Source organism: Mesorhizobium sp. LEGMi-168a (assembly GCF_058312955.1).
Map to the genome: position 1 here is coordinate 258,512 of NZ_JBZEGV010000006.1, position 21,578 is coordinate 280,089.

22 protein-coding genes and 2 pseudogenes are annotated in these 21,578 nt (G+C 63.8%); 7 read left to right on the plus strand and 17 right to left on the minus strand.

Features of this window, described 5'->3' with window-relative positions; all coding sequences use genetic code 11:
- Positions 1-78 precede the first annotated feature (78 nt).
- A complete protein-coding gene (locus AC4FWB_RS11560; protein ID WP_491026122.1) occupies positions 79-1,491 on the plus strand; it encodes a lipopolysaccharide biosynthesis protein in 1,413 nt (470 codons plus the stop codon).
- Positions 1,488-2,582: a glycosyltransferase family 4 protein gene (locus AC4FWB_RS11565; RefSeq protein WP_491026123.1), complete on the plus strand. Its 1,095-nt coding sequence runs from the start codon at positions 1,488-1,490 to the stop codon at positions 2,580-2,582. The genes AC4FWB_RS11560 and AC4FWB_RS11565 overlap by 4 nt, the downstream gene beginning before the upstream one ends.
- On the opposite strand, the gene AC4FWB_RS11570 is transcribed toward AC4FWB_RS11565, so the two are convergent.
- Positions 2,568-4,043: a glucosamine inositolphosphorylceramide transferase family protein gene (locus tag AC4FWB_RS11570; protein WP_491026124.1), complete on the minus strand. Its 1,476-nt coding sequence runs from the start codon at positions 4,041-4,043 to the stop codon at positions 2,568-2,570. The genes AC4FWB_RS11565 and AC4FWB_RS11570 overlap by 15 nt on opposite strands.
- A gap of 301 nt (positions 4,044-4,344) precedes the next feature.
- Between AC4FWB_RS11570 and AC4FWB_RS11575 the strand changes: the two genes are divergently transcribed.
- The gene (locus AC4FWB_RS11575; RefSeq protein WP_491026125.1) at positions 4,345-5,502 is read left to right on the plus strand and encodes a GNAT family N-acetyltransferase; all 1,158 of its coding nucleotides are present in this window, start codon (positions 4,345-4,347) and stop codon (positions 5,500-5,502) included.
- 200 nt (positions 5,503-5,702) lie between these two features.
- On the opposite strand, the gene AC4FWB_RS11580 is transcribed toward AC4FWB_RS11575, so the two are convergent.
- The 8 genes from AC4FWB_RS11580 to AC4FWB_RS11615 all read right to left on the minus strand — a co-directional run bounded on the left by AC4FWB_RS11580 (position 5,703) and on the right by AC4FWB_RS11615 (position 11,421).
- Positions 5,703-6,929, minus strand: a complete 1,227-nt coding sequence (locus AC4FWB_RS11580; RefSeq protein WP_491026126.1) for an FAD-dependent oxidoreductase — start codon at positions 6,927-6,929, stop codon at positions 5,703-5,705.
- Complete coding sequence (locus tag AC4FWB_RS11585; RefSeq protein ID WP_491026127.1) at positions 6,926-7,726, minus strand: WecB/TagA/CpsF family glycosyltransferase; 801 nt, start codon at positions 7,724-7,726, stop codon at positions 6,926-6,928. The genes AC4FWB_RS11580 and AC4FWB_RS11585 overlap by 4 nt, the downstream gene beginning before the upstream one ends.
- A gap of 439 nt (positions 7,727-8,165) precedes the next feature.
- The gene (locus AC4FWB_RS11590; protein ID WP_491026180.1) at positions 8,166-8,447 is read right to left on the minus strand and encodes an RraA family protein; all 282 of its coding nucleotides are present in this window, start codon (positions 8,445-8,447) and stop codon (positions 8,166-8,168) included.
- Entirely contained in the window at positions 8,381-8,773 is a 393-nt protein-coding gene (locus AC4FWB_RS11595) for a hypothetical protein (protein WP_491026128.1), read from the minus strand. Before AC4FWB_RS11595 ends, AC4FWB_RS11590 begins: the two co-directional genes overlap by 67 nt.
- Positions 8,770-9,681: a mannonate dehydratase gene (locus AC4FWB_RS11600; RefSeq protein ID WP_491026129.1), complete on the minus strand. Its 912-nt coding sequence runs from the start codon at positions 9,679-9,681 to the stop codon at positions 8,770-8,772. Before AC4FWB_RS11600 ends, AC4FWB_RS11595 begins: the two co-directional genes overlap by 4 nt.
- Positions 9,678-9,884, minus strand: coding sequence for a hypothetical protein (locus tag AC4FWB_RS11605; protein ID WP_491026130.1), 207 nt, complete (start codon positions 9,882-9,884; stop codon positions 9,678-9,680). Before AC4FWB_RS11605 ends, AC4FWB_RS11600 begins: the two co-directional genes overlap by 4 nt.
- Before the next feature lie 2 nt (positions 9,885-9,886).
- The gene (locus AC4FWB_RS11610) at positions 9,887-10,672 is read right to left on the minus strand and encodes an SDR family NAD(P)-dependent oxidoreductase (protein WP_491026131.1); all 786 of its coding nucleotides are present in this window, start codon (positions 10,670-10,672) and stop codon (positions 9,887-9,889) included.
- Between the two features lie 17 nt (positions 10,673-10,689).
- Positions 10,690-11,421 carry a FadR/GntR family transcriptional regulator gene (locus tag AC4FWB_RS11615; RefSeq protein WP_491026132.1) on the minus strand — a complete coding sequence of 244 codons (732 nt, stop codon included), beginning with the start codon at positions 11,419-11,421 and terminating at the stop codon, positions 10,690-10,692.
- A 189-nt stretch (positions 11,422-11,610) separates the two neighbouring features.
- Between AC4FWB_RS11615 and uxuA the strand changes: the two genes are divergently transcribed.
- Entirely contained in the window at positions 11,611-12,795 is a 1,185-nt protein-coding gene (gene uxuA / locus AC4FWB_RS11620; protein WP_491026133.1) for a mannonate dehydratase, read from the plus strand.
- Between the two features lie 230 nt (positions 12,796-13,025).
- Here the strand turns inward: uxuA and AC4FWB_RS11625 are convergent, their stop codons facing one another.
- The 3 genes and pseudogenes from AC4FWB_RS11625 to AC4FWB_RS11635 all read right to left on the minus strand — a co-directional run.
- Positions 13,026-13,262: a metallothionein gene (locus AC4FWB_RS11625; RefSeq protein ID WP_292304000.1), complete on the minus strand. Its 237-nt coding sequence runs from the start codon at positions 13,260-13,262 to the stop codon at positions 13,026-13,028.
- Between the two features lie 41 nt (positions 13,263-13,303).
- Positions 13,304-14,188 carry a complex I NDUFA9 subunit family protein gene (locus AC4FWB_RS11630; RefSeq protein WP_491026134.1) on the minus strand — a complete coding sequence of 295 codons (885 nt, stop codon included), beginning with the start codon at positions 14,186-14,188 and terminating at the stop codon, positions 13,304-13,306.
- Between the two features lie 95 nt (positions 14,189-14,283).
- Positions 14,284-14,535: pseudogene (locus AC4FWB_RS11635) on the minus strand (cytochrome o ubiquinol oxidase subunit IV); the annotation flags it as partial.
- Between the two features lie 8 nt (positions 14,536-14,543).
- Between AC4FWB_RS11635 and AC4FWB_RS11640 the strand changes: the two are divergent.
- Positions 14,544-14,824, plus strand: a pseudogene (locus AC4FWB_RS11640) (metallophosphoesterase family protein); the annotation flags it as partial.
- 31 nt (positions 14,825-14,855) lie between these two features.
- Here AC4FWB_RS11640 and AC4FWB_RS11645 read toward each other — a convergent pair.
- The 3 genes from AC4FWB_RS11645 to AC4FWB_RS11655 form a co-directional block, all read right to left on the minus strand.
- Positions 14,856-15,137, minus strand: a complete 282-nt coding sequence (locus AC4FWB_RS11645) for a hypothetical protein (RefSeq protein ID WP_491026135.1) — start codon at positions 15,135-15,137, stop codon at positions 14,856-14,858.
- A 181-nt stretch (positions 15,138-15,318) separates the two neighbouring features.
- Positions 15,319-17,310 (minus strand): protein-L-isoaspartate(D-aspartate) O-methyltransferase, encoded by a 1,992-nt coding sequence (locus AC4FWB_RS11650; protein WP_491026136.1) that lies wholly within the window; start codon positions 17,308-17,310, stop codon positions 15,319-15,321.
- 178 nt (positions 17,311-17,488) lie between these two features.
- Entirely contained in the window at positions 17,489-17,635 is a 147-nt protein-coding gene (locus AC4FWB_RS11655; protein WP_491026182.1) for a hypothetical protein, read from the minus strand.
- Positions 17,636-17,730: 95 nt separating this feature from the next.
- On the opposite strand from AC4FWB_RS11655, the gene AC4FWB_RS11660 reads away from it, so the two are divergent.
- Both AC4FWB_RS11660 and AC4FWB_RS11665 read left to right on the plus strand, forming a co-directional pair.
- Positions 17,731-18,183 (plus strand): MaoC family dehydratase, encoded by a 453-nt coding sequence (locus AC4FWB_RS11660; RefSeq protein ID WP_491026137.1) that lies wholly within the window; start codon positions 17,731-17,733, stop codon positions 18,181-18,183.
- On the plus strand, positions 18,180-19,424 hold the full coding sequence (locus AC4FWB_RS11665; RefSeq protein WP_491026138.1) for an MFS transporter: 1,245 nt from the start codon (positions 18,180-18,182) through the stop codon (positions 19,422-19,424). The genes AC4FWB_RS11660 and AC4FWB_RS11665 overlap by 4 nt, the downstream gene beginning before the upstream one ends.
- Positions 19,425-19,598: 174 nt before the next feature.
- On the opposite strand, the gene AC4FWB_RS11670 is transcribed toward AC4FWB_RS11665, so the two are convergent.
- Both AC4FWB_RS11670 and AC4FWB_RS11675 read right to left on the minus strand, forming a co-directional pair.
- Complete coding sequence (locus AC4FWB_RS11670; protein ID WP_491026139.1) at positions 19,599-20,348, minus strand: ribonuclease activity regulator RraA; 750 nt, start codon at positions 20,346-20,348, stop codon at positions 19,599-19,601.
- Between the two features lie 24 nt (positions 20,349-20,372).
- A complete protein-coding gene (locus AC4FWB_RS11675; protein WP_491026140.1) occupies positions 20,373-21,536 on the minus strand; it encodes a mandelate racemase/muconate lactonizing enzyme family protein in 1,164 nt (387 codons plus the stop codon).
- Positions 21,537-21,578 lie beyond the last annotated feature (42 nt).

Consider the following 21,578-nt stretch of genomic DNA (forward strand, 5'->3'; position numbering starts at 1 on the left):
TTGCTTATGCAAGACTGGGTTTTGAGCGTCGTCGTAGGTGCGGGGTAGGCCCATCGCCGATCGTCTCAGGAGGCGACGTTGAAGGACAAGACAGGGGAGCGCGAGGCCGCCCAGGGGGCAGCGGCCAGCCCGGCGACCGACATGCGCATGTCGATTACCGCGCTCGCCAAGAGCGGCGCCGTGGCCGGCATCATCAAGCTCACAAGCGCAGGCCTGTCCTTCCTCATGTTCGTGGCCGTGGCGATGGTGACGGACGAACGGGAGTTCGGCCTTTACAGCGCGACCTATGCCGGCGCGAGCCTGGTTTCCTTCTTTGCTTCGGTGGGCCAGCAGAGCACCGTGCTCCGGTTCTGGCCCCAATATGCCGGATTGGGCGACCTCGCCTCGGCTCACGGGCTGATGGCACGCGCCATTCTGGTTGCGCTGGCCGGGCTTATCGGCACCAGCCTGCTCATCATCGTGGTGGGCTTCCTGCCCTTCATCGGCAGGGGAACGCCCGAATGGCTGCCGCTGTGCGTGGCGGCTGCGGTGCTGTCCTTCTCACTCGGCTGGTCGGAGTTCACCTCCGGCGCTTTCCGGGCCAAGAACGCGCTGATATCGGGCCTGTTGCCGCGGGACATCATCTGGCGCGCGGCGACGATCGCCGCCGTTGTGGCGCTGCATTTCATGCATGTGAAGATGGACGCGGTCACCGCGACGTACCTGACGGCGCTGCTGCTCATCCTCTCGGTCGTCCCGCAAACAATCATCCTTGCGCGCGACACGATGCGGGCCGACCGCGGCCCTCTCACGGAAGGGCAAAAGCAGGAATTCCAGACCGTCACGCTCGGCCTGTGGGGCGTCACCTCGCTGCCGCCCGCTCTCGGCCAGGTCAGCACGCTCCTCGTGGCGATGATCCTGGGGCCGGAGGCGGCCGGCGCGATCTTCGTTGCGGACCGGACCACGCGTTTCGTGACGCTTGCGCTCAACGGCCTGAACCAGGCGCTGGCGCCGCAGATATCGGCCGCCTTCTACAGCGGCGACAGGGCTCATGTTCAGCGCATCACCAGTCTCGCCGCGCTTGGCGGTTCGGCTATTGCGCTATGCGTTCTGGCGACGTTCTGGATATTCGGCAGCTTCATCCTGTCTATCTTCAATCCGGCCTATGCGACGCCGACCATGAGGGCGACGCTCGTCATCTTCGGCATAGGGGCGACGTTCGGCACCGCCTGCGGCCCGATCGAAGTCCTCATGCAGTTGACCGGTCTCCAGCATGCGCTGTTCAAGGTGCTCGTCGTCGTCAACGTCGCCGGGCTTTGCGTGACGGCGGTAGCGACCTACTACCTCGGGCCCATAGGCGCCGCACTCAGCATCGCCGGAACCGTGATCGCCTGGACGGCGTTCGGGGTGTCGATCGCCCGGCGCAGGATCGGTATCAACCCGTCGATCCTCGGCTTGTCCCTGGACAGGATTGGTCTCGTGCCTCACCTGCTCATGAGAGGACGCACGTGAAAATCGTCCAGGTGCAGACCCAGGCGGAGGCGGCGGGAGCGCAACGCATCTCCGACATGGTGGGCGAGGGATTGCGGGCCCGCGGCCATGACGTGCGCACCGTCTTCATGTATCGCAAGACCGATGCCTATGACCGCGACCCCAATGCGGATTTTGTCCTGACGGAACGCCCGCGCGGATTGCCGGGACAGATCCGGGCGACCATCGGCCTAGCGCGATACCTGCGTAAGGCGCGCCCCGACGCCGTCATCACCTACCAGCACTACGGCAATATCTTCGGCACGATCGGCGCCCGGCTGGCCGGTGTCAGGCATATCGTCGCAAACCAGAGCGGCGCCCCGCATAGCAAGGGCGTCATGGGACTTCTCTCCCAGATCGACAAGCTGATGGGCATGGTCGGCCTTTACCAGGCGAATGTCGTCAATTCCGGCTGGACTGAAGCGCAGTTCGATCGTTACCCGCGATCCTACCGGCGGCGTATGCGCCGCATCGATCATGGCGTTCCCGTACCGGGCGAGGAGTTCGACAAGGCAGCGGCGCGCGCCGCCTTCGGCCTGCCGCAGGACGTGTGGCTGGCCGTCTCATCCGGCCGGCTGACGCCCATGAAGAACCAGATCGCCCTTGTCGGCGCGCTCGACCGACTGCCTGACGTCCATGTCGCGCTCGCCGGCGCCGGGCCGGAGCGCGAGGCGCTCGTCGCCTTCGCCGAAAGCCGAGGCGTGGCGGACCGCCTGCATCTCGTCGGCGAGGTTCCTCCGGCGCGCATCTTCGAATTCCTTGCGGCCGGCGATGCCTATGCGTTTCCGTCGATGACGGAGACCTTCGGCCTTGCCTGCGTCGAAGCGGCCATTTCCGGCCTGCCGGTCGTTGCGAGCAATCTTGAAGTCATGCGCGAGGTGCTGACCGCGGAGGACGGCGAACCCGCCGCGCTGTTCGTCGAGGCCGACGCCGCCGGCATGGCTACGGGACTTGCCGATCTTTTCGCTCGGCCGGAATTCAAGGCCAGGCTCGCGGCAGCTGGGCGGCGACTCCGCGACAAATATTCGCCGGCCAGGATGTGCGCCGGATACGAGGCGCTACTTCTTGCCTGATCGCTTCCGCACGGCGGCGATCCCGTCGATCACCTCCAGGCGGCCCGCCCGGTTGAGCGTGTGGATCTTCGGATAGGGCCAGTCGCCGGCCGCATCGATCGGCCGCGGCGCCGAGAGCCGCACCGTCTGCTGGTTGAGTTCCAGCAATTCGGACAGGCCAAGCCCGCCGCCATAGCCCAGCGTTCCGTCCTGGACCGGAAGCAGGACGCGGCCGTCGCGGTCGCGGACGAAGGCGCCGCCGGGGCGAGCCATGCGATGGTCGATCAGGATCGGGTTCGCGGGATGTGGCCGCCATGGACCGGCAAGCGCGGGGGCGGAGAAAACCACCAGCGTGTCGGAAGTGCTTCCGTGGCCGTCCCGATCCGTGGCGAACAGCCAAAGCAGGCCTTCATGCTCGAATAAGGTAGCGTCGGAAATCTCGCCTTCGACCAAAGCGGTCTCGGCAACCCAACCATCCGGGAAGCCCGCGGCGCGGTAGAGCGTGAGCTTGCCGCTGGCGCTCGCCTCCGGAAGCATCCAGATCACGCCGTCGCGCTCGAACACCTGCGGGTAGGAGAGGTGGTGCTCTTCCTCCAACACGACACGAGGCGCACCGGGGACACCGTTCGCGTCGAACGCAACAACGGAGATGACCGCCTTGCCGGTGGCATGCGGATAATCCTCGACGAAGACGAATGGCTGATCCTGCCACCAAAAGGGGAAGGGGTCAGCATAGAAATGGTCGCCCATGTCCGACAATACAGACCAACCGGTTCCGAGCTTGCCCGTATCGGCGACGCCCGGCGCATCGCCAAAACGGTAGCCGACGCGCCAATGCGCATGACGGAAGCGTGCGCGCCGGAGTGCTTCCCGGCCCAGCCGCGGCAGCGCGGCGCCGAGATATGCCGATGTGAACCGGCCTCGCCGACCGCGAGCATGGGTTTCAGCGATCGGCTCCAGCGGTAACCGATCCGCAGCAAACGCGCGAGCGACCGATTGAACCAGGGTGATAGCCCGGGCGAATACGTCCTCGGTGCCGAGTGCGGTGGATTCGCGCTTGTCCACCATCGGTAGCGCCTGGCCCACCACCGTCTTCTTGTCGAGGACGGCCTCGATCACCGGCAGCCGACCGGCCGCGACGGCAATTGCCGCCGAGAGATCGGCGCTGGATCCGTCGAACCGAAGGCCGATTGTCGGGACATCCGATGGGGCCGCATCGCCGGCAAGGTCGAGCCTCAGCGCTGCGGGGCGATTGCCGGATCGGGCCTGGATTGCCTGCGCCGCCGAGCCGAGAAGGGGTCCGGATCGGCGGAAAAGACGTTGCTCGAACTGGAAGGCGGCTTTTGCCGCGGCCGGCCAGCTTGCCGGTCCGGGCCGATGCGCCACCGCGACATCGTGGCCGTCCGCCTCCAGCCGCTCTATGGCGACCTGCTGCCAGCGGCGGGGCGCCGATTGTGGAACGATAACCTCGATCGCCAGCATGTCTTGCCGCCCGCGTCTATTTTCTACTCGGGTTTTCATAGTTCCGATAATGAGGGAAGAAAGACTAACCCAAAATGCTTACATCGGGGTTACGCGCGAAGTCCAACTTCGACTTCGACTTTCACGGCGAAAATTCTCGACTTGCGGTCCCGAGCCGACCGGGGCGCCATGCGCCCGGCCGCTGTGCAACGCAACATTAGCATTTTATGCATATACCAAGATTCCAACAATCCCGGCGATCGATCTTGACCTGAAACGCAAGACGTCGTCGATAGGCCGCTGTCCCGCCGGTTCGGATCACATGTTTGAAGTCACTGCCGAGGATGCGTTCGATTTCCGTTCGACGGAATACGCCGAGCTCTTCGCCAGTTCGGCGGCGACCGCTTTCCAGCATCCCATATGGCTCGCGCAACTGTATGAGAGGCTCGTACGGCAAGGCGCCGCCACGCCGCTGATCGTCGTCGTGCGCGTGCGGGCAAGCGGAAAGCTTGCGATGGTCCTGCCGCTGGTGCGGCGCCGCTACACCCTGCTGAAGGTCGTGGAATTCGCGGATATGCGGGTTTCCGACTATGTGTCGCCGGTCGCCGACGAGGAGACCTTCTCCCGCATCCTCGCCGACAGCCGCGCGGTCGCCGCGATCCGCAAGTATCTGCGGCCCTACGATCTCTTGCGCATCGGCAAGCTGGCGGACCGCTCGCTGGCGATGGAACGCCTGCTTGGCATCGACAAGCGCGACAGCATGGGCATGAGCGCCTACACCAGCAAGCTGGAGCCGACATTCGCCGGCTGGCGCGAGCATCGGCTGGACCAGTCCTACCGCAAGGAGCTCGACAAGAAGTCCCGGCAGCTCAACCGCATGGGGGAGGCGCGCTTCGAATGCGTCGGCGGCGCTGCCGCCATCCGCACGACATTCGATGCCCTCAAGCTCTATCGCGGCAAGCGATTCGACGGCAGCAACGGTCCCGCCGACCTTTTGCAGATGCCTTCCTATTTCGATTTCTATCTGGCCGTCGCCAATGAAGGATCCGGCGGCTTCGCGCGCACCTACGCATTCTGGATGAACGGCCGGCCGATCGCCGGCGCGCTCGGGCTCGAGCACCGCGGCTCGCTCCTGGTCATTCTCGGCGGCTTCGACGAGGCCGGCTACAGGAAGCAGTCGATCGGCAGCCTGATGTTCGAGCAGATCGCCCGCGACTGTATCGAGCGCGGCGACCACCACCTCGATTTCACCATTGGCGACGAGCCCTACAAGCGCATCTTCGGCGGCCGGCCTTCACCGATGTGGCAAATCTACCGTGCGGGCAGTCCGCTCGGCTATGCGGCGCATCTGACGGTGGAGAAATTGCCGGCAGCCAAGGCGCTGGCGCGGCGTATCCTGGAAGCCGCGCATGTCAAGAAGGGCAAGCCGTCTCCCGTGATGGTGCCGCCCGCCTCCGACGAGGCCGCCGAGTCGTCCTGATCGATGCGTCGGGTTTGAAACGCCTTACGTCCTGGGCCGCGCATCTTTACGCCGGAGTCTGGCATCGAACGAAATGCGCTAAAGCGCGTCGCGTTGAAACGGATTCAGGCGACGCGCTTTAAGCCTTCGGTTTGATGCATGTCGTTTTCCCAAAACCGCTGCGCAGTTTTTGGCGACATGCATCAGCCGACGGTCCGCGATCAGGTGACGGCTTCGATTTGCGGCCGTTTGAGACCGCGCAGCCTGGCGGCAAAGCTCGGGCTCACCTTGTCGATCTCGTGCAGGATGCGGCGGCGGCTGAAGTGAACCTGCCGGCGCGCGCGCCAGCGCAGGTCGGTGTCGATGGTCAGGCTGCGACGGAAATTCGCCATCTCGAGCCCCCGCTCGTCCATCGCCTGCTTCATGGGATCATCGTAGAAAGTGGCGATCTTTGCCGCCATCATGCCGGGCGATGCCATCCATTGCGGCACGTGCACCATGCACAGGCGTTCGACGTCGGTGAGCAGCCGGCTGACCCCTGTTCCGGCGGCCGGACAGGAGGTCTGATAGGCATCTCCGATCAGGACGACGCCGTCGCGCTTGCAATTCTCGGCGACGGTGATGTCGGTGAGCCAGCTCGAGACGCGGTCGATGACTTCGAAATCGCCGAATGTGTTGAGCAGACCGGGAAGCGTTTCGACAAGCGTCTCGCGAGGGCGGTCGCGCAGCGCTTTGACCCACGGGTCGGTGTGCTCCCGGAAAACAAAGAGATTGGCGCGGGTGACGCCCCCGGCCGGGAAGAAGTTCAGGTAGTCGATCCCGTCGGAGATGCGTTCGCCGTAGTAGGTTAGCGCCGGATGCTTGAAGGCGCTTGCGCCCGCCGGCCGGACATTGAAGCCGAAAGTCAGCGATTGCCGCTGGTGGACGAAGCGGCGCTCGATGCCGACGTCGCGTCGCAGGATGTCGCCCATGCCCGTGGCGAGCACAAGCAGGCGAGCCGTCACGTCCGGCTGGCCGATGATCGACACGCGCTGCCGCTCGGGCCCAGCCTCCACGGCGCTCACCCGGCCGGCGACGAAGCGTACGGTCTTGGGCAGTTCGGCCCGCATCGCGGCGACGAGGTCGTCGTAGAAAATGCCGTAGTGGCGGGCACGCGTGCGGTCGAGCACGCGCCCCTTGCGCACGTTGACGATCTCGTCGAAGGCCGCCGCCGCCGCCGAAAGGCTGTCCAGGAGACCGATCCGGCGCAGTTTCTCGATCTGGTCGCCGGCAATCTTCTCGACGCGGAACTCGCGCGGAAAAACGGGGTGGCGGTCGATCAGCGTGACACGGTAGCCCGACCGCCCGAGGAGCGTTGCGGCAAGCGTCCCGGAGAGCCCGCCGCCGACGATGGCAATCTCCGTGTCGGTTCCCTCCGGCAGCGGACGAAGCGAGTGCTCGGCTGTCATTGCGAATACCTCAGGAGGGCATAGAGAGCGCGGGGATTGGTGGTGAAGTAGCGCCAGAAAAGCCGGCGCGGCTCCATCAGCATGCGCCAAAGCCATTCGAAACCGGCCTTTTGGACCCAGAGCGGCGCGCGCCGGACCTTGCCGGCGATATGATCGAACAAGCCTCCGGACGTCTTGATCACGCCGACATTCGACAGCCGCGACGCAAAATCGCGGACAAAAATCTGCTCGCGCGGAACACCGAGGCCCAGCCACAATATGTCCGGCGCCAGCGCGTTGATTTCATCGAGCTTCTTCTCGAGCGCCTGGCCGGATAGATAGCCGTGGCTGTGGCCGACGATGCGCAGGCGCGGGTAATTGGCCTTGATCGCGGCCACGGCCTTGGCGTTCCCGGCCTCCGTCGAGCCCAGCAGGTAGAAGGTCGCGGCCTCGTTCTCGGCGAGCTTTGCGACGTCGTGGAACAGATCGGTGGTCGCCACCCGTTCCGGCAGCGGCGTGCGGCACAAAAGGCGCGAGGCAAGAACAAGCGGCTGGCCGTCGGCGAAGATCTGGTCGGCTTGGCGGAAGAGGGCGGCTATTTCCGATTTCGCACGCGCCTGGGCGATGACCTCGCCGTTGGCGGAGGTGAAATAATACGGGCGGCTGCCGTGACGGTGTTGCCGCGCCGCTGCGATCATCAGCCGGGCGGCGCCCTGCCGGTCGATCACGGTGACGGGCAGCCCGCCTAGCTGCACCGTCGGCAATGCGAGCAGGTCCTGCCGGGAAGGCGCTGCCTCCAGCTTCGTTACGGCGTTCACGCTGGTGTGCCCGGTGGAAGTCTGATGCTGCAACCGGGGGAAATGAGAGGTCTCATGATTCGCGGGCGTCAAATGTTGGCTGGGATAGAGCGGATCCGATCCGCCGGTCGTAGCGCCGTCTTCTTCAAAATCCTTTTTTGAATTCCCTAAAACTTTTCGCATAGGAGAAATCGCCCCATTCTCCGATCTTCAAGCTACCCCCTTCATGGGCACCATAAGTAAAAAAATCAAAAAGTTAAGCGATATATTAATAGTTAGTTAATATGTAAAAATTGAACTGAAATATAAATTAATTTAATTATTCTGGCTGCAATCACAGCTTGTTTTTTGGCGGTTCGAAGTTGCAATTCGTCCGGACGAATTGCGATCTGGTCGCGGGCACGTTGGCATGCCAATGGCGCCCATCGCGGCTGTGCAGCGACGCGCCTCAGGCCGCCCGTCACATGATGCCGAAGGTCTTGTAAGCGTCCACCGCGCTCATCCCCTCGCGGATCGCCTTGGCGACGAGCTTTTCTCCGCGAACCTTTTCAAGGGCGAGCCACACCACCTCTTCCTCGGCTTGCCGGGGGATAACGAGGACACCTTCCTTGTCGCCGAACAGCAGCGTTCCCGGCTCTATGCGCACGCCGCCGATCTCGAGCGCGCAGCGATAGTCTATGACCTTGCCGCGCACGCCCTGATCCTGCGCGTAGTAGCCGGTGCAGAAGCAGGGGAAGCCCAGCGCCTTGAGCGGGGCGAGGCGCCGCTGGCGACGTAGATTTCGCCGGGCTTCAGGTCGTCGAGCGCCTCGAACATCAGTCCGAACGGCTTGGTCATCAGCGGATTGCGTGTCGTCTCATCAGACGGAAAGATGTCGGTTTCGAGCTCCGGCATGGCTCGGCCAAGCAAGCGCGTGTTCTCATCGACGGGCTTGAACACGGGCGGGAGGAACTGATGCTGCAGCCCAAGCGTGTCCATCACGTCACCGACCACCGCGACGAAGAGCTCCTTCTCGAACAGGCGGTACATTTCGGCATCGTCGGCATAGAGACGTGTCGATCTCGTCATCGGGCTTCGATCCGGATGTTGGTGGATTGATCGGTACGGGAAGGTCCCAGCGCCGCGGCGTTCTGTACCAGCGCGCGCATATAGCCGAGCGCGAAGGCCTTGCCCGCATGCCAGGGCGCGTCGCAGGACATTTCCGGGGTATGGTCGGGGATGATGACGCCATCATAGTTTTCGTCGCGCAGGATGCGGACGACCTCGGCCATGTCGATGTCGCCGTCGTCGACAAAGGTCTCGTGATAGTTCAGCACGTTGCCGCGCACGTTGCGGAAATGGATGTAGCCGATCCGCTTTCGTCGGGCGAAGCGCCGGACATGCCCGTAAATCTCGTCGGTGTCCGGCATCTCCTGCAGTGAGCCGAGGCAGAGCTCCAGCCCATTGGACGGCGAATCGACGATGTCCATCAACCGGTCGTATTTCTCCGGCCGGTTGACGAGTCGTGCGGTACCCCGCAGCGCTTCGGCCGGCGGATCGTCGGGGTGCGCGGCGAGCACCACGCCGGCTTCCTCGGCCACCGGAACGACTTCCCGCAGGAAGGCGCCGAGCCGCTGCCAAAGCTCATCGCTGCTCACCGTCACCGGTTCGGCGTCAGGCCGGCCGGCGCGGTAACGCATGTTCCAGACGACGCCGTCGGGCAGTGGCAGGTCGGGATCGAACGCCGCAAGGTCAAGCCCCACCGACATGGCCTCGCCGCGCGCGAAGGGTCCGCGCGACCAGCCCCAGACGCCGGCAATGGAGAAGTTGTAGCCTATGCACGGAATACCGGCGCGCCCGGCATCGCGGATAAGCCGCTTCAATCCTTCGATCTGCTTCGCCTTGTCGGGGCCGTCGAGCAAAATATCGGACCAGAAGCGCGGCGAGAAATTCTCGATCGCGGCGATTTTCAGCCCGTTGTCGCGCACGGTCTTCACCAGGCCGGCGAAGTCTTCATAGTCCCACAGCTCATCGGTGGAGCAATCGCCCCAGCCTTCTCGCTGCCGGCGGACAGCGAAGGATCGCGCCCGCGAAAATAATTGGTGAGGTGGGCAACGATGTGCGTGGCGCCTGCCTGACGGGCGAAGCGGAAATTATCGGGTGTCAGCGACTCCCGATAGAGGCCAAGACCGATCTTCATGGCTACTTCACGCCGATGCCGGCGGTCAGGCCGCCGTCTATTTTGTAATCCGCGCCGGTGCAAAAGCTCGCCTTGGAGGAGCACAGAAAGGCGATGAGTTCCGCCACTTCCTCCGGTTCGCCTATGCGACCGAGCGGATGGGCCGCGCCGAAGCGCCTGTAGGCTTCCTCGACATCGGCATCGCTGCCGTTTTCGCCGCGCGCGGCCTTCTCCAGGATCGGTGTGCGGATCGAGCCCGGGCTGACGGAATTGACCCGGATGCCGGCCGCCGCATAGTCGAGCGCCAGCGAACGCGTCAGCGTGTGGATGGCGCCCTTGGTCGTGGCATAGGCGGCAACGTTCTGCTGGCAGGCGAAACCCTGTACCGAGGCGACGTTGACGATGGCGCCGCCGCCGCGGCGGATCATTTCGGGGATGCCGAAATGCGCCGTCAGGTAGATCGAGCCGACATTGACCGTCATCGCCCTGTTCCAGGTCTCCCAGTCGGTTGTCGTTGCGGTTCCGTAGGGATGGACGGCCGCCGAATTGACGATCACATCGAGACCGCCGAAGCGCTCGACGCCGGCCGCGACGGCGTCGCGGACCTGGTCGGAAACGGAGACGTCGGTTTCGACGACCAGCGCGCCGGCTTCGGCGCGTTCCAGTTCCGCCCTCATCGCCGCATTGGCCGAGCGGTCGATGCCGCAGGCGATGATCGCAGCACCTCCCGCCGCGAGGCGCCTGGCGGTTGCAAGACCGATTCCGGTCGTCCCCGTCACCAGGGCGACCTTGCCGTCAAAATCCTTCATTGCGGGAACTCCTTCAGTCATTTGTCGGAAGCCGGCTCTTCCGGCAGGAATCGCAGGGCGAAATCGAGATGGCGGCTCATCAGGTAGGCGTAAGCCAGCCTGTCGCGTGCGCGCAGCGCGGCGATGATCTCGCCATGTGCGGCGCGGGTGTCGGCCAGCACCGGACGCATTTCCTTGCCGATGGTCATGATCCTCAGGATCACGGGGGAAAGGAAGGAATACATGTCCGTCAGCATGCGATTGTCGGCCAGCCCGATCAGCGCCATGTGAAAATTGAAATCGTTCTCGGCGGCTTCCTCGATCGAGCGGCTGTCGACGATCCGGGCATTGATCTCGTCGAGCGCTTCGATCTGTTCGTTCGTGGCGTTGAGCACGATGTGGTCGCCGATGCCGACTTCGATGATGCGCCTAAAACCCTGGATGTCGGCGAAGGACGAGCGCGAGACATCCATGTGGGCGGCGAAGAAATTCTGGATGGCGATGCTCTGCCCGTCGGCGAGCACCGCGCCGACGCGGGGCTTTGGTTCGATCAGCCCATAGGTGCGGATGGTGCGCAATGCCTCGCGCACGGTGTTGCGGCTGGCGCCGGTGATCTCGCTGAGCTCGCGCTCCGTCGGCAGCACGTCGCCGACATTCAGCTGCCGCGCGCGGATGAGGTCGAGGATCCGCCCGGCAGCGGCGTCGACCGCGGAGCTGCCGCCGGCGCGGCGGGCGACGGCATTGTCGCGCGCGACCTGTGCGTTTTCCAAAGAGGGCTCTCCTAATTGTTGGACCACAATATCGTAAGATTTGACGAAAACAACCGGTTTTAGGGTCTGCAATGGCAAATTCACGGACGTCCGAGAGAGCGATGGCTGCTACGATGTTCAAATTTTTAATTTGACTCTCGTTGTGGTCCAACAATAAGTTGCCGACCTCTCACACAAAGGAAGGCGGCAATGGAACAGTGCTGGCGCTGGTATGGTCCGGACGATCCGGTGACACTCGATCACGTCAAGCAGGCGGGCGCGACCGGCGTCGTCTCGGCCCTGCACGACATCTATGACGGACGCGCCTGGCCGCTGGAAAACATCCTGGAACGCAAGCGGATCATCGAGGCGGCGGGGCTGACCTGGTCGGTCGTCGAGAGCATTCCCGTCCATAACTCGATCAAGATCGGTTCGCCGGAACGGCTCCGCTATGTCGGCTTCTACAAGGACACGATCCGCGCGCTGGCCAAGGCCGGCATCGCCACGATCTGCTACAATTTCATGCCTGTGGTCGACTGGACCCGCACGGATCTGGCGTATCGCCTTCCGACCACCGGTTACGCGTTGCGTTTCGACGCGATCGATTTCGCGGCCTACGACCTGTTCGTGCTGAAGCGCCGGAATGCCGAGGCCGGTTACACGCCTGCCCGCATCGCCGAAGCGCAAGCGCGGCTGAAGGAGCTCAGCGAGGAGAAGATCGACAGGATCGAGCGCAACCTCATCGCCGGCCTGCCCGCCACCGAGCGCAGCTACAACCGCGACAGTTTTCGCGCGGCATTGAGCGAATACGATTCGATCGGGCCAAAGGAATTGCGCGACAACCTCGCCTGGTTCCTGCGCGAGATCATTCCGGTGGCCGAACAGGAAGGGGTGCGCATGTGCATCCATCCCGACGATCCGCCCTTCTCGCTCTACGGCCTGCCGCGCATCGTTTCGACAGCCGAGGATGCGCGCTTCATCCTTAACGCCGTCGACAGTCCGGCGAACGGGCTGACCTTCTGCACCGGCTCCTACGGCACCCGCGCCGACAACGACATCGTCGCCATGGTCAAGGAATTCGCCCGCCGCATTCATTTTGTCCATCTGCGCAACGTCACCATCGAGGAGGACGGCTCCTTCCATGAGGCCGAGCATCTCGAGGGCGGCACCGACATGGCGCATGTCATCCTCGCCCTGATGCGGGAGGAGGCGCGCCGTCGCGCCGAAGGCCGCGCCGACTGGCGCATTCCGATGCGGCCGGATCACGGACATCTGCTCGCCGACGACATCGGCAAGACCAGGATCAATCCGGGCTACTCGCTGATCGGCCGGCTGAAGGGCCTTGCCGAACTGCGCGGCATCATGCGCGCCGTCGAGCGGTTTGGGCTCGCCTGAGGCTGCCCAGCCCAGCAACGCGCCGTGCATCAGCCCTGTGCCGCCGCTGGCACGAAGTCGATCTGGCGGCAATTCCAGACTGAGCCCTTTAGCGCTGTCAGTGACAAATCTGGACTGGCCATGCATCTCAGTCATGGCTCATTTATTGGGCGCGAGGCAAAATGCCGTCGCTTGCCCAATGTCGTTGCAGAACTGCTAGAGTAATTCCAGGAAAGTGCGTCGCCGACCGCTCAAGGAGCACGATCGGTAAGCGCATCAGCGCCTTCCTGCTCCGCGCAGTGAACGCAACAGTAGATGATGTCGCCTTGCTCGACGCCATGCCCAATGATGCGGACTTGGCAATGGGGACAGATAGGTGCGAGCTTCTGGATCGCGCATTCGAAGCTGTCGAATGTGTAGGTTTCTCCTCCCAGATGTAGCTGAAAGGACTTGTCATAGTCGTTGCCGCACTGGTCGCATCTAGCCATGGTCATTCTCCTTTGGAAATCAGTTCTCATCACGGCTTCTCTCAGGCCGATCGCAACACCTGGTCGATGTCATGAGGCTCTATCCCGAGATCGCGGAATCCCGGCAGGTGAGTGTCCGCAACATTGTCGATCTGCATGAGCTCGACCTGGTTGCGTGTCAGCGGCACACCGGGGACGAACTCGCCGACGGTGGCGAGCATGTGCCAAAAGACAAACGGAACGGGCACCAATCGCGTCCTGATGCCAAGCAGCCGAGCAACTTCCAGCACCAGGTCTCGATAGGTGTAGACACGCGGCCCACCGAACTCGAACAGACGGGCATGGGCGTCGGCACCTGCGGACGCGATGCGCGCAACGGCCTCCGCGACGTCTTCAACGGATGCCGGCTGGAGACGGGTGTCGCCATTGCCGAACAGCGGGTATGCAGGAAGGACCCGCAACAATCTCGTGATCGTCGTCAAAAAGGCGTCGTCCCGTCCGATCATCACCGCCGGGCGGACGATGGTCGCGCCCGGAAATCCGACGTCGACGGCCTCTTCGCCTTGCCCCCGCGCCTTGATGTAACTGGACCGCGAGCGTGAGTCGGAACCGATGCCGGATATCTGGATGTATCGTTCGGCGCCGGCTCGGCGCGCCGCGTCCGCCAATTGGGAAGCAGCCTCGACATGGACGCGTTCGAAAGTAACGCCTCCGTGTTCGGAATAGAGGCTGACCGCGTTGACGACCGTGCTCGCATCTGAAACGGCCGCAGTAATTTGGCCTCGGTCGAGGATGTCGGCTTTGACCGCGCTAAAGAGCTCTTGATGAGCCTGCTTCCGTCCCGCGCGTTCAGGATGGCGGGAGGCCGAGCGCACGACAAGCCCGTGGTTCAAGAGGTGCTTGACGATTCGTCGCCCAAGAAAGCCGGAACCGCCGAACACCGTCACGCATCCTGACTGCGATCGAGTGTTTGATGACGAGGTTTGCGCGCTGGCCATACCCCTAAACGGTCTTGCGAGCGAAATGTTCGCTCCGAACGATCTCACGACATGCTTTGCCCGTAACGGTAGGCAGGACCTGTCGGGCTCATCATCTCGGCCTGGTGGGCGCTCATCGGAGCCATGTTCTGACCGAGATGCGTCATGATCCAGACCGAGCCGATCACGACGAGCGCGACGATCAGCACGCCGAAGGCGAGCGCGAGCACATTGTTGGTGCTGTCGGGCCCGGTTGTCAGGTGCAGGAAGAAGACGAGATGCACGCCCATCTGCGCAATGGCGAGCACCACCAGTGCCGAGATCACGGCTCGAGAACGCAATGCGGCAAGTCCGCGCTAAACGCACCTTGGTGGTTCTCCATTATGCACCGATCCTGGAAACGGTCCTCGGTGAGCCGCCGGAAATCTTCCCGTTTCCTCGCGGCTGGGCGAAATGATCGACCGCCTCAAGGTGAGCGCGGTGGTGCACGGGCATGCCCATCGCGGCACCTATGAAGGCTGTACGCCGGGCGGCGCCAAGGTCTACAACGTTGCCATGCATGTCGCGAAGCCAACCGGCCGACCCTACGCGCTGCTCGAAGTCTGAGGCGCGCCTTGTCGACGCTACGCACGGTTCCCTAAACTTCGTCGAACCGGCTTCCTTCCTTGGAGGGATTGCGTGCAAGCGCGCGCTCCTCCTCATCATCGGGCAAAGCCTCGTCGCTTTCCTCGTAGGGGTTGTCATCATCTTCCTCGGGAAGAGTTCCCTCCGTCTCCTGGGTATCCGGAACGCCGTTTTCCACGACCACGCTGTCCGGGAGCACCTTGTTGCCCTCAAGGGCGTCCCAGTCCTGCTGCTCAATGGCCGGAGCCTCGGTTTCGCCCTGTTTTGCCGATCGTTGCTTGTTGCGCGGGTCCATCTCGTTCTCCAACGCTTGTGTTCCCTTGAGGAACCGCTCAGGCGGCCGGTAGTTCCGCCGAGCAAGCGGGTGTCATCATACGGTGGCGCCTATGCTGATTGCGCGTGTCGGGAAGTCATGAACGCCTGCGAGAAAATACCCGGCCAATATGCGTCTGGTCCCATAGTCCAGACGCCGAAGCCTAGACGCCGAACGGATAGGTGTCCGGGACGCCGCCCACCGCATGCTCCGGCCCGAGCGGTGTCACGGCGGTGGTTTCGTCGAACCAGACGAAGGCATCGAACTGCCGGGCGAGGGAGGCATCGGCATAGTGGCTGTGCAGTTCCGTTTCCGGCCGATAGATCACGCCGATGAAGCGCTCGAGGCGACGTTCGATCAGCCGGTCGCGAAGGACTGTATCGCTTCCAGGATCGAGCAGGAAACGAGCGACGCCGGCGTCGTGGCAAAGTCGTTCATAGCTGTCTTCGCGGGAAGGCAGCACGGACATGACTTCCATGTCGCCGTCCCAATCCCTGGCGGCGGCCACTGTGCCAGTGTGCGTCCCGAAGCCGATGAGGGCGACCTCATCGCCGAACCGCTGACGGCAGAGCTGACCGATATTCACCTCGTCGCGCGAGATTCCCATATCGGTGTAGCGCGCGTCGCCGACATGGGAATTGTGCGCCCACACCACAGCTCTCGCGCTTGGGCCGCGCGCTTCGAGAATATGTTGCAGCGTCTCGAACATGTGCGTGTCGCGCAGGTTCCAGGATTGCGATCCACCATAGTACATGATGCGGTAGTAGTGTTCGGCGGAAGCGATAAGCCGCGCGTTCTGCGCGGCGTCGAAAAGCTCGGCGCCGTCCTCGCCGGCATGCTCGATCTGCCTCGCCAGCATGTCCTGGCATTGCTTGAGGACCGCTTCCTCGCATTCCCTGTAGCCGCTGGTGAGCGCCGCGCGACCATAGGTCGAAGGCTCTTTCTGCCACGGGGTCAGGCAGCCATAGCGCTGTCGGGCTATCGCCGCCGCTTCAGGGTCGACGCGATCCAGATAGTCGAGGACCGCGGCAATGGAACCGCTCATGTTGTAGATGTCGAGGCCGTAGAAGCCGACCTGACGCTTCGATGTTCTGATCCTCTGGTTATGGTTGCGCAGCCAGTCCACGAACGCCGCGACTTCGGTGTTGCGCCACATCCAGGTCGGGAACCGCTGGAACGGCCGGACGGCCGTGGGCGAATGTCTGCGGTGACGCACATAGCGATCGATCGCCGCGGTATCGGGCCAGTCGGCTTCAACCGCAACGATCGTGAAGCCATGTTTCTCGATCAGCCTCCTGGTGATCGCAGCTCGCGCCCGGTAGAATTCGGACGTGCCGTGGCTGGCCTCGCCGAGCAGCACGAGCCGCCGCTCCGCAAAGCGGTCGAAGGCTCCCGCAAAGGCCGGATCATCGAAATCCGGAAGCGGTTCGGCCGCCGCGGCGACCATCTGCGGTAGGCTCCGCGTCGGCAAATGCGACGGGGCACGGCCGGTGGGAATCCGGTTGTCCTCCCGCCAGCCTTCTTCGCCGATCAAGGGGACAAAGCGCACCCCACCGAAATCTTCTTCGCTATAAGTCGACGCGCCTGTGCGGGTGACCCTGAGCAGGCGCTGCTCTTCAGGATCCTCCCCGACCGGAATGATCAGCCTGCCGCCGACGTCCAACTGCTGCTGCAGTGCAAGCGGCGCGCCCGGTCCGCTCGCCGCGACGATGATGGCATCGAAGGGCGCCGCTTCGGGCCAGCCCTTGGTGCCGTCGCCCGTCCTGACCTCGATGTTGCGATAGCCGAGCTTCTCGAAGCGGCGTCTCGCGGTCTCGGCGAGGCCCGAGTGTCGCTCGATCGTATAGACATGATCGACGATGCGGCTGATCACGGCGGCTGCGTAGCCGGAGCCTGTGCCGACCTCGAGAACCTGATCGCCGGGGCCGATCTTAGCCATCTCAAGCATGAAGGCGACGATATAGGGCTGCGATATCGTCTGGCCCTCGGCAATCGGCAGCGGCCCATCCTCATAGGCGAATTCTTCGAAACCAGGGTCTACGAAAGCTTCGCGCGGAACCTCCCCCATCGCTGCCAGGATCTCCCGGTCATGGATGCCGCGGCGGCTGAGATGGACATCGACCATTCGACGGCGTTCGCGGGACAGGTCATGCATATGCTTCCTCAACTGGTCAAGGCGATGAGACCGCAAGCGCCTGCGGCAGTCTCATCAGCCGGCCTCCATCGTCCTGGCCGGCTGCCTCCGCGTTCCAGGCATGGCAAGGCACCGCTGGATGCCTTCCGAACCAGCAGGCCCGCAGTTGGTTCCTTCGCCGTACAAAAAACGGCAAAAGTCATAGTGAGCGAGGCAATGAAGGCCGCAAATTACGAAGTGATCCGGGCAGCCGGCCAAGTCCCTCCATGGTGGTGGAGGGATTTGGATGCTCGTCGCGGTCGACCACGACATCGCCTTGCCTGGTCTTGATAGAGACAGGGACGATCTCATCGTCGAACCTTCCCGAACTGCGTCAGCTTTCTCCTGCGAGCGGAGCGCGAACCGGTCCTGTTCCTCACGCGTGATCTGGTAGCGCTGCGCATGAGCAGCGAGACGAAAGACGGTTGGGTGGGGGTGGTGAAGGGCCGCCCGCAGGTCGGCGCCTTCGCGGAGCGCACACGGCGCACGAGGATGAGCGACATCGAGGCCTTCACCGACATCACCGGCGACCGCAATCCACTGCACTATGACCGCGCGCTGGCAGAGAAATCGGTGTTCGGCAAGCTGATCGTCCAGGGCGGCGTCACTTCTGGTATTCTCAATGCGCTGGTCGCGGAGGATTTGCCTGGGCCAGGGACGGTGTTTCTCGAAGTCGCCTGGAAGTTCGTCAAGGCGGTCGGCGTTGATGAGGAGATCACCGGGCGGGTGGAGGTCAAGGAAGTGCGCCCCGACAAGCCGATCTGCAAGATCGAGACCAGCTTGCGCAATGGCCAGGGCGAGCTTTGTCTCACCGGCACCGCGACGGTGTTCACCGTGCCGTTGCAGGGCGCATGAGCGCGGTGGATGGCAACCAGGCTGGCATGGCCGCCGGCGGCGAACGCTGGCGCGTGCTGTCGCTGCTTTGCCTGGCGGTCGTCCTGTCGCTGACCACATGGTTCTCGGCGACCGCGATTCTGCCTGAACTGAAGCAGGAGCTCGCGCTCGGTCCCGGCGCCGAGGCCTGGCTGACCAACGGCGTTCAGGTCGGGTTCGTGGTAGGCGCGCTGGCGGCGAGCCTGGTCAATCTTCCCGACCTGGTTCGGCTCAGCCGTCTGATGGCGGCGGCGGCGCTGGTCGCGGCGCTCGCCAATGCGACCCTGCTGTTGCATCCCGGGCCGGGCGGCGTGATCGTCGCGCGCATAGTCACCGGCGTGGCGCTCGCCGGTGTCTATCCGCCGGCGTTGAAGCTGGTCGCCACCTGGTTCACGCGCGACAGGGGACTGGCGCTCGGCGCGGTCATCGGTGCGCTGACGGTCGGTTCGGCGCTGCCGCATCTCTTCCGCGCCGTTTTGACCGCGCTCGACTGGCGGCCGGTAGTTGCCGCCGCCAGCGTGGCGACGGCCATCGGCGCGCTGCTGTTTCTTTTGTTCGCCAGGGAAGGGCCCTATCCCTTCGGCAAGGCGGTGTTCGAGCCTTCGCGCATCGGCCAGGTGTTTCGCGAGCGGCCGCTGCTGCTGGCCAATCTCGGTTATCTCGGGCACATGTGGGAGCTCTATGCCATGTGGGCCTGGCTGCTTGCCTATACGCGCGCGGCGTTCGAGGCGCAGGCGATCGGATCGGCCGCGGCTGCCTCGCTCTCGACCTTCTTCGTCGTCGCCTCCGGCATCCTTGGCTGCCTGTTGGGCGGCTATCTGTCGGACCGCATCGGCCGAACGGCGACCACCGCCGGCATGATGATCGTCTCGGGAAGCTGCGCGCTGCTGATGGGCTTCCTGTTCACCGGGCCGCTCTGGCTCTTCATCGTGGTCGCCATCATCTGGGGCATTTCGGTGATCGGCGATTCGGCGCAGTTCTCCGCCGCGGTCACGGAACTCGGCGACCGCCGATTCGTCGGCACCGCGCTGTCGGTGCAACTTGGACTGGGATTCGCGCTGACGGTGCTCGCGATCTGGCTGACGCCTCGCTTTGCCGACTTCATCGGCGGCTGGCGCTGGGCCTTTCTGCTGCTGGTTCCGGGGCCAGTTCTCGGAGCGGCCGCCATGCTATGGTTGCGAAACTTGCCGGAGAGCGTGAAAATGGCTGGCGGCCTTCGTTAGGGGGCGCTGCCGCTTTTTTTAGTTGCGGCAAATGACTTTGCGGCGGGCTGAAGGTCGAATGGAACAGATGACCAGGATGCGTGGGCTTTGCGAAAGGTTAGCTCAAACGGCGCAATCCGACTCCCCGGCGATACCGCCAGAAGGCCTGCCGTCCGCGGCAGGGTAATCCACGCGCTAACGCGGGTTCTCCAAGCGGTTCGTCTTGCGCCACTCCTCGTACTCCCCGCGGGCATCGTCATGCAGCGGATAGTAGCGCTGCAACGGCGCGCCCTGCATGAGCTTCTCTCGCGAGAACTCCTCCCAATCGTGGTGCTTCTGCGATTCTTCGATGACCTTCGGGGCCATAGCGACGGGAAGCACCACCACACCGTCGTCATCGGCAACGATGATGTCGCCGGGGATCACCGTGACCCCGCCGCAGGCAATCGGCACGTTGACGGCGTTCGGATAGATGCTGGTTTGCACATGGTAGTTGGGCGTCCAGCCGCGCAGCCACAGGGGCAGGTCGAGCTTTTCGACATTGGGCCGGTCGCGCATGCATCCGTCGATGACGATGCCCGCGCCGCCTCTGCCCTTGAAATAGGTCGACATCATATCGCCGAAGACGCCGGAGCTCATGTCGCCGCGAGCGTCGACCACGACCACATCGCCCTCCTGCGCGTGATAGAGCACGTGCCGGTGCAGTTGCGTCTCCGGATCGGCATATTCTCCCTCGGTGAAGAGATCCGGCCGCTGCGGCATGAACTGCAGCGTCAGCGCCGGGCCGACGATCGACTTCCCGTGGTTCTGCGCCACCGGACCGACCATGTGCGGATTGCGGAAGCCCATGTGGCCAAGCGTGCCGGCAACCGTCGCGGCGCCGATCTCCCTTAGCGCATCGATCAGGTCTCTGGGCGGCCGCGTGATGTCTGGAGTATGCGTCATGATGGACTCCGATTGGAATGGGAACTACCAGTTGGTAACAGAACCGTCGCGGCGCCTGAGGTGAGGCGCCTCCCAGAAACGGAAACTCTCCGCCTGGATCGCCTCTTCGTTGACCTCGACGCCGAGCCCCGGCAAATCGCCGACCGGATAATCGGTCCCGTCGAGCCGCGGCTGCACGGGGAAGAAGTCGGAATTGTCGAAGCCCAGCTTTCTTTCGGGCGCCCTGGTTTCAAGCCACGCGAAGTTGGCCACCGCGGCGGCGAGATGCACGGTCGCGGCCGTGCACACCGGACCAAGCGGATTGTGCGGCATCAGGTCCACATAATGCGCCTCGCTCCAGCCGGCGACCTTCATCGCCTCGGTGAGCCCGCCGACATTGCAGACGTCGAGCCGGTTGAACTGGTGAATGCCGCGCTCGATGTAGGGCAGGAACTGCCATTTGCTGGCAAATTCCTCGCCGATGGCAAAGGGGATGTCGGTCATCCTGCGCAGGGATTCGTAGGCCTCCGGCGTCTCGTCGCGTATCGGCTCCTCGAGGAAATCGAGCACGCCGCGGCCGAGCTTGTTGCAGAAGCTCGCCGCCTCGGCCACCGACAGCCGATGATGATAGTCGATGCCGAGGACGACGTCGTCGCCCAGCGCCTCGCGCGCCTTGTTCAGCATGCTCGCGGTAGGGCCGATCGACTCGCGCGGCTCGAATATGTCCTTGCTGTTTTGCCCTGAGGGGAAGAAGCGGATCGCCCGCCATCCCTGAGCGCGCAGTTCACGGGCCCGTTCGATGGCCGCATCGCCCTCGGCCTCGTCGCCGGTCGAGGCGAAGGTGGGGATGCGGTCGCGCTGCTTGCCGCCCAGCAGCTCGTAGACCGGCACCCCCAGCGCCTTGCCCTTGATATCGTGGAGGGCGATGTCGATGGCGGAAATCGCCGCCTGCAGAACGCGCCCGCCTTCGAAGTACTGGCTGCGATAAAGCTCCTGCCAAATGCGGCCGATTTGCATCGGGTCGCGGCCGATGAGAAACTCGCGGTAGTGCTCGATCGCGCCGGCCACGGCTCTCTCGCGGCCGCTCAAGCCGCTCTCGCCCCAGCCGAAGATGCCCTGGTCGGTCTCTGCCTTGACGAGCATCTGGTTACGAGTTCCCACCCACACCGGGTAGGGCTTGATCGCGGTGATCTTAAGTTTCGTAGTCATTCACGCCACGTTCCATACGAATCCTCGTCTCAGTTGGCCCAG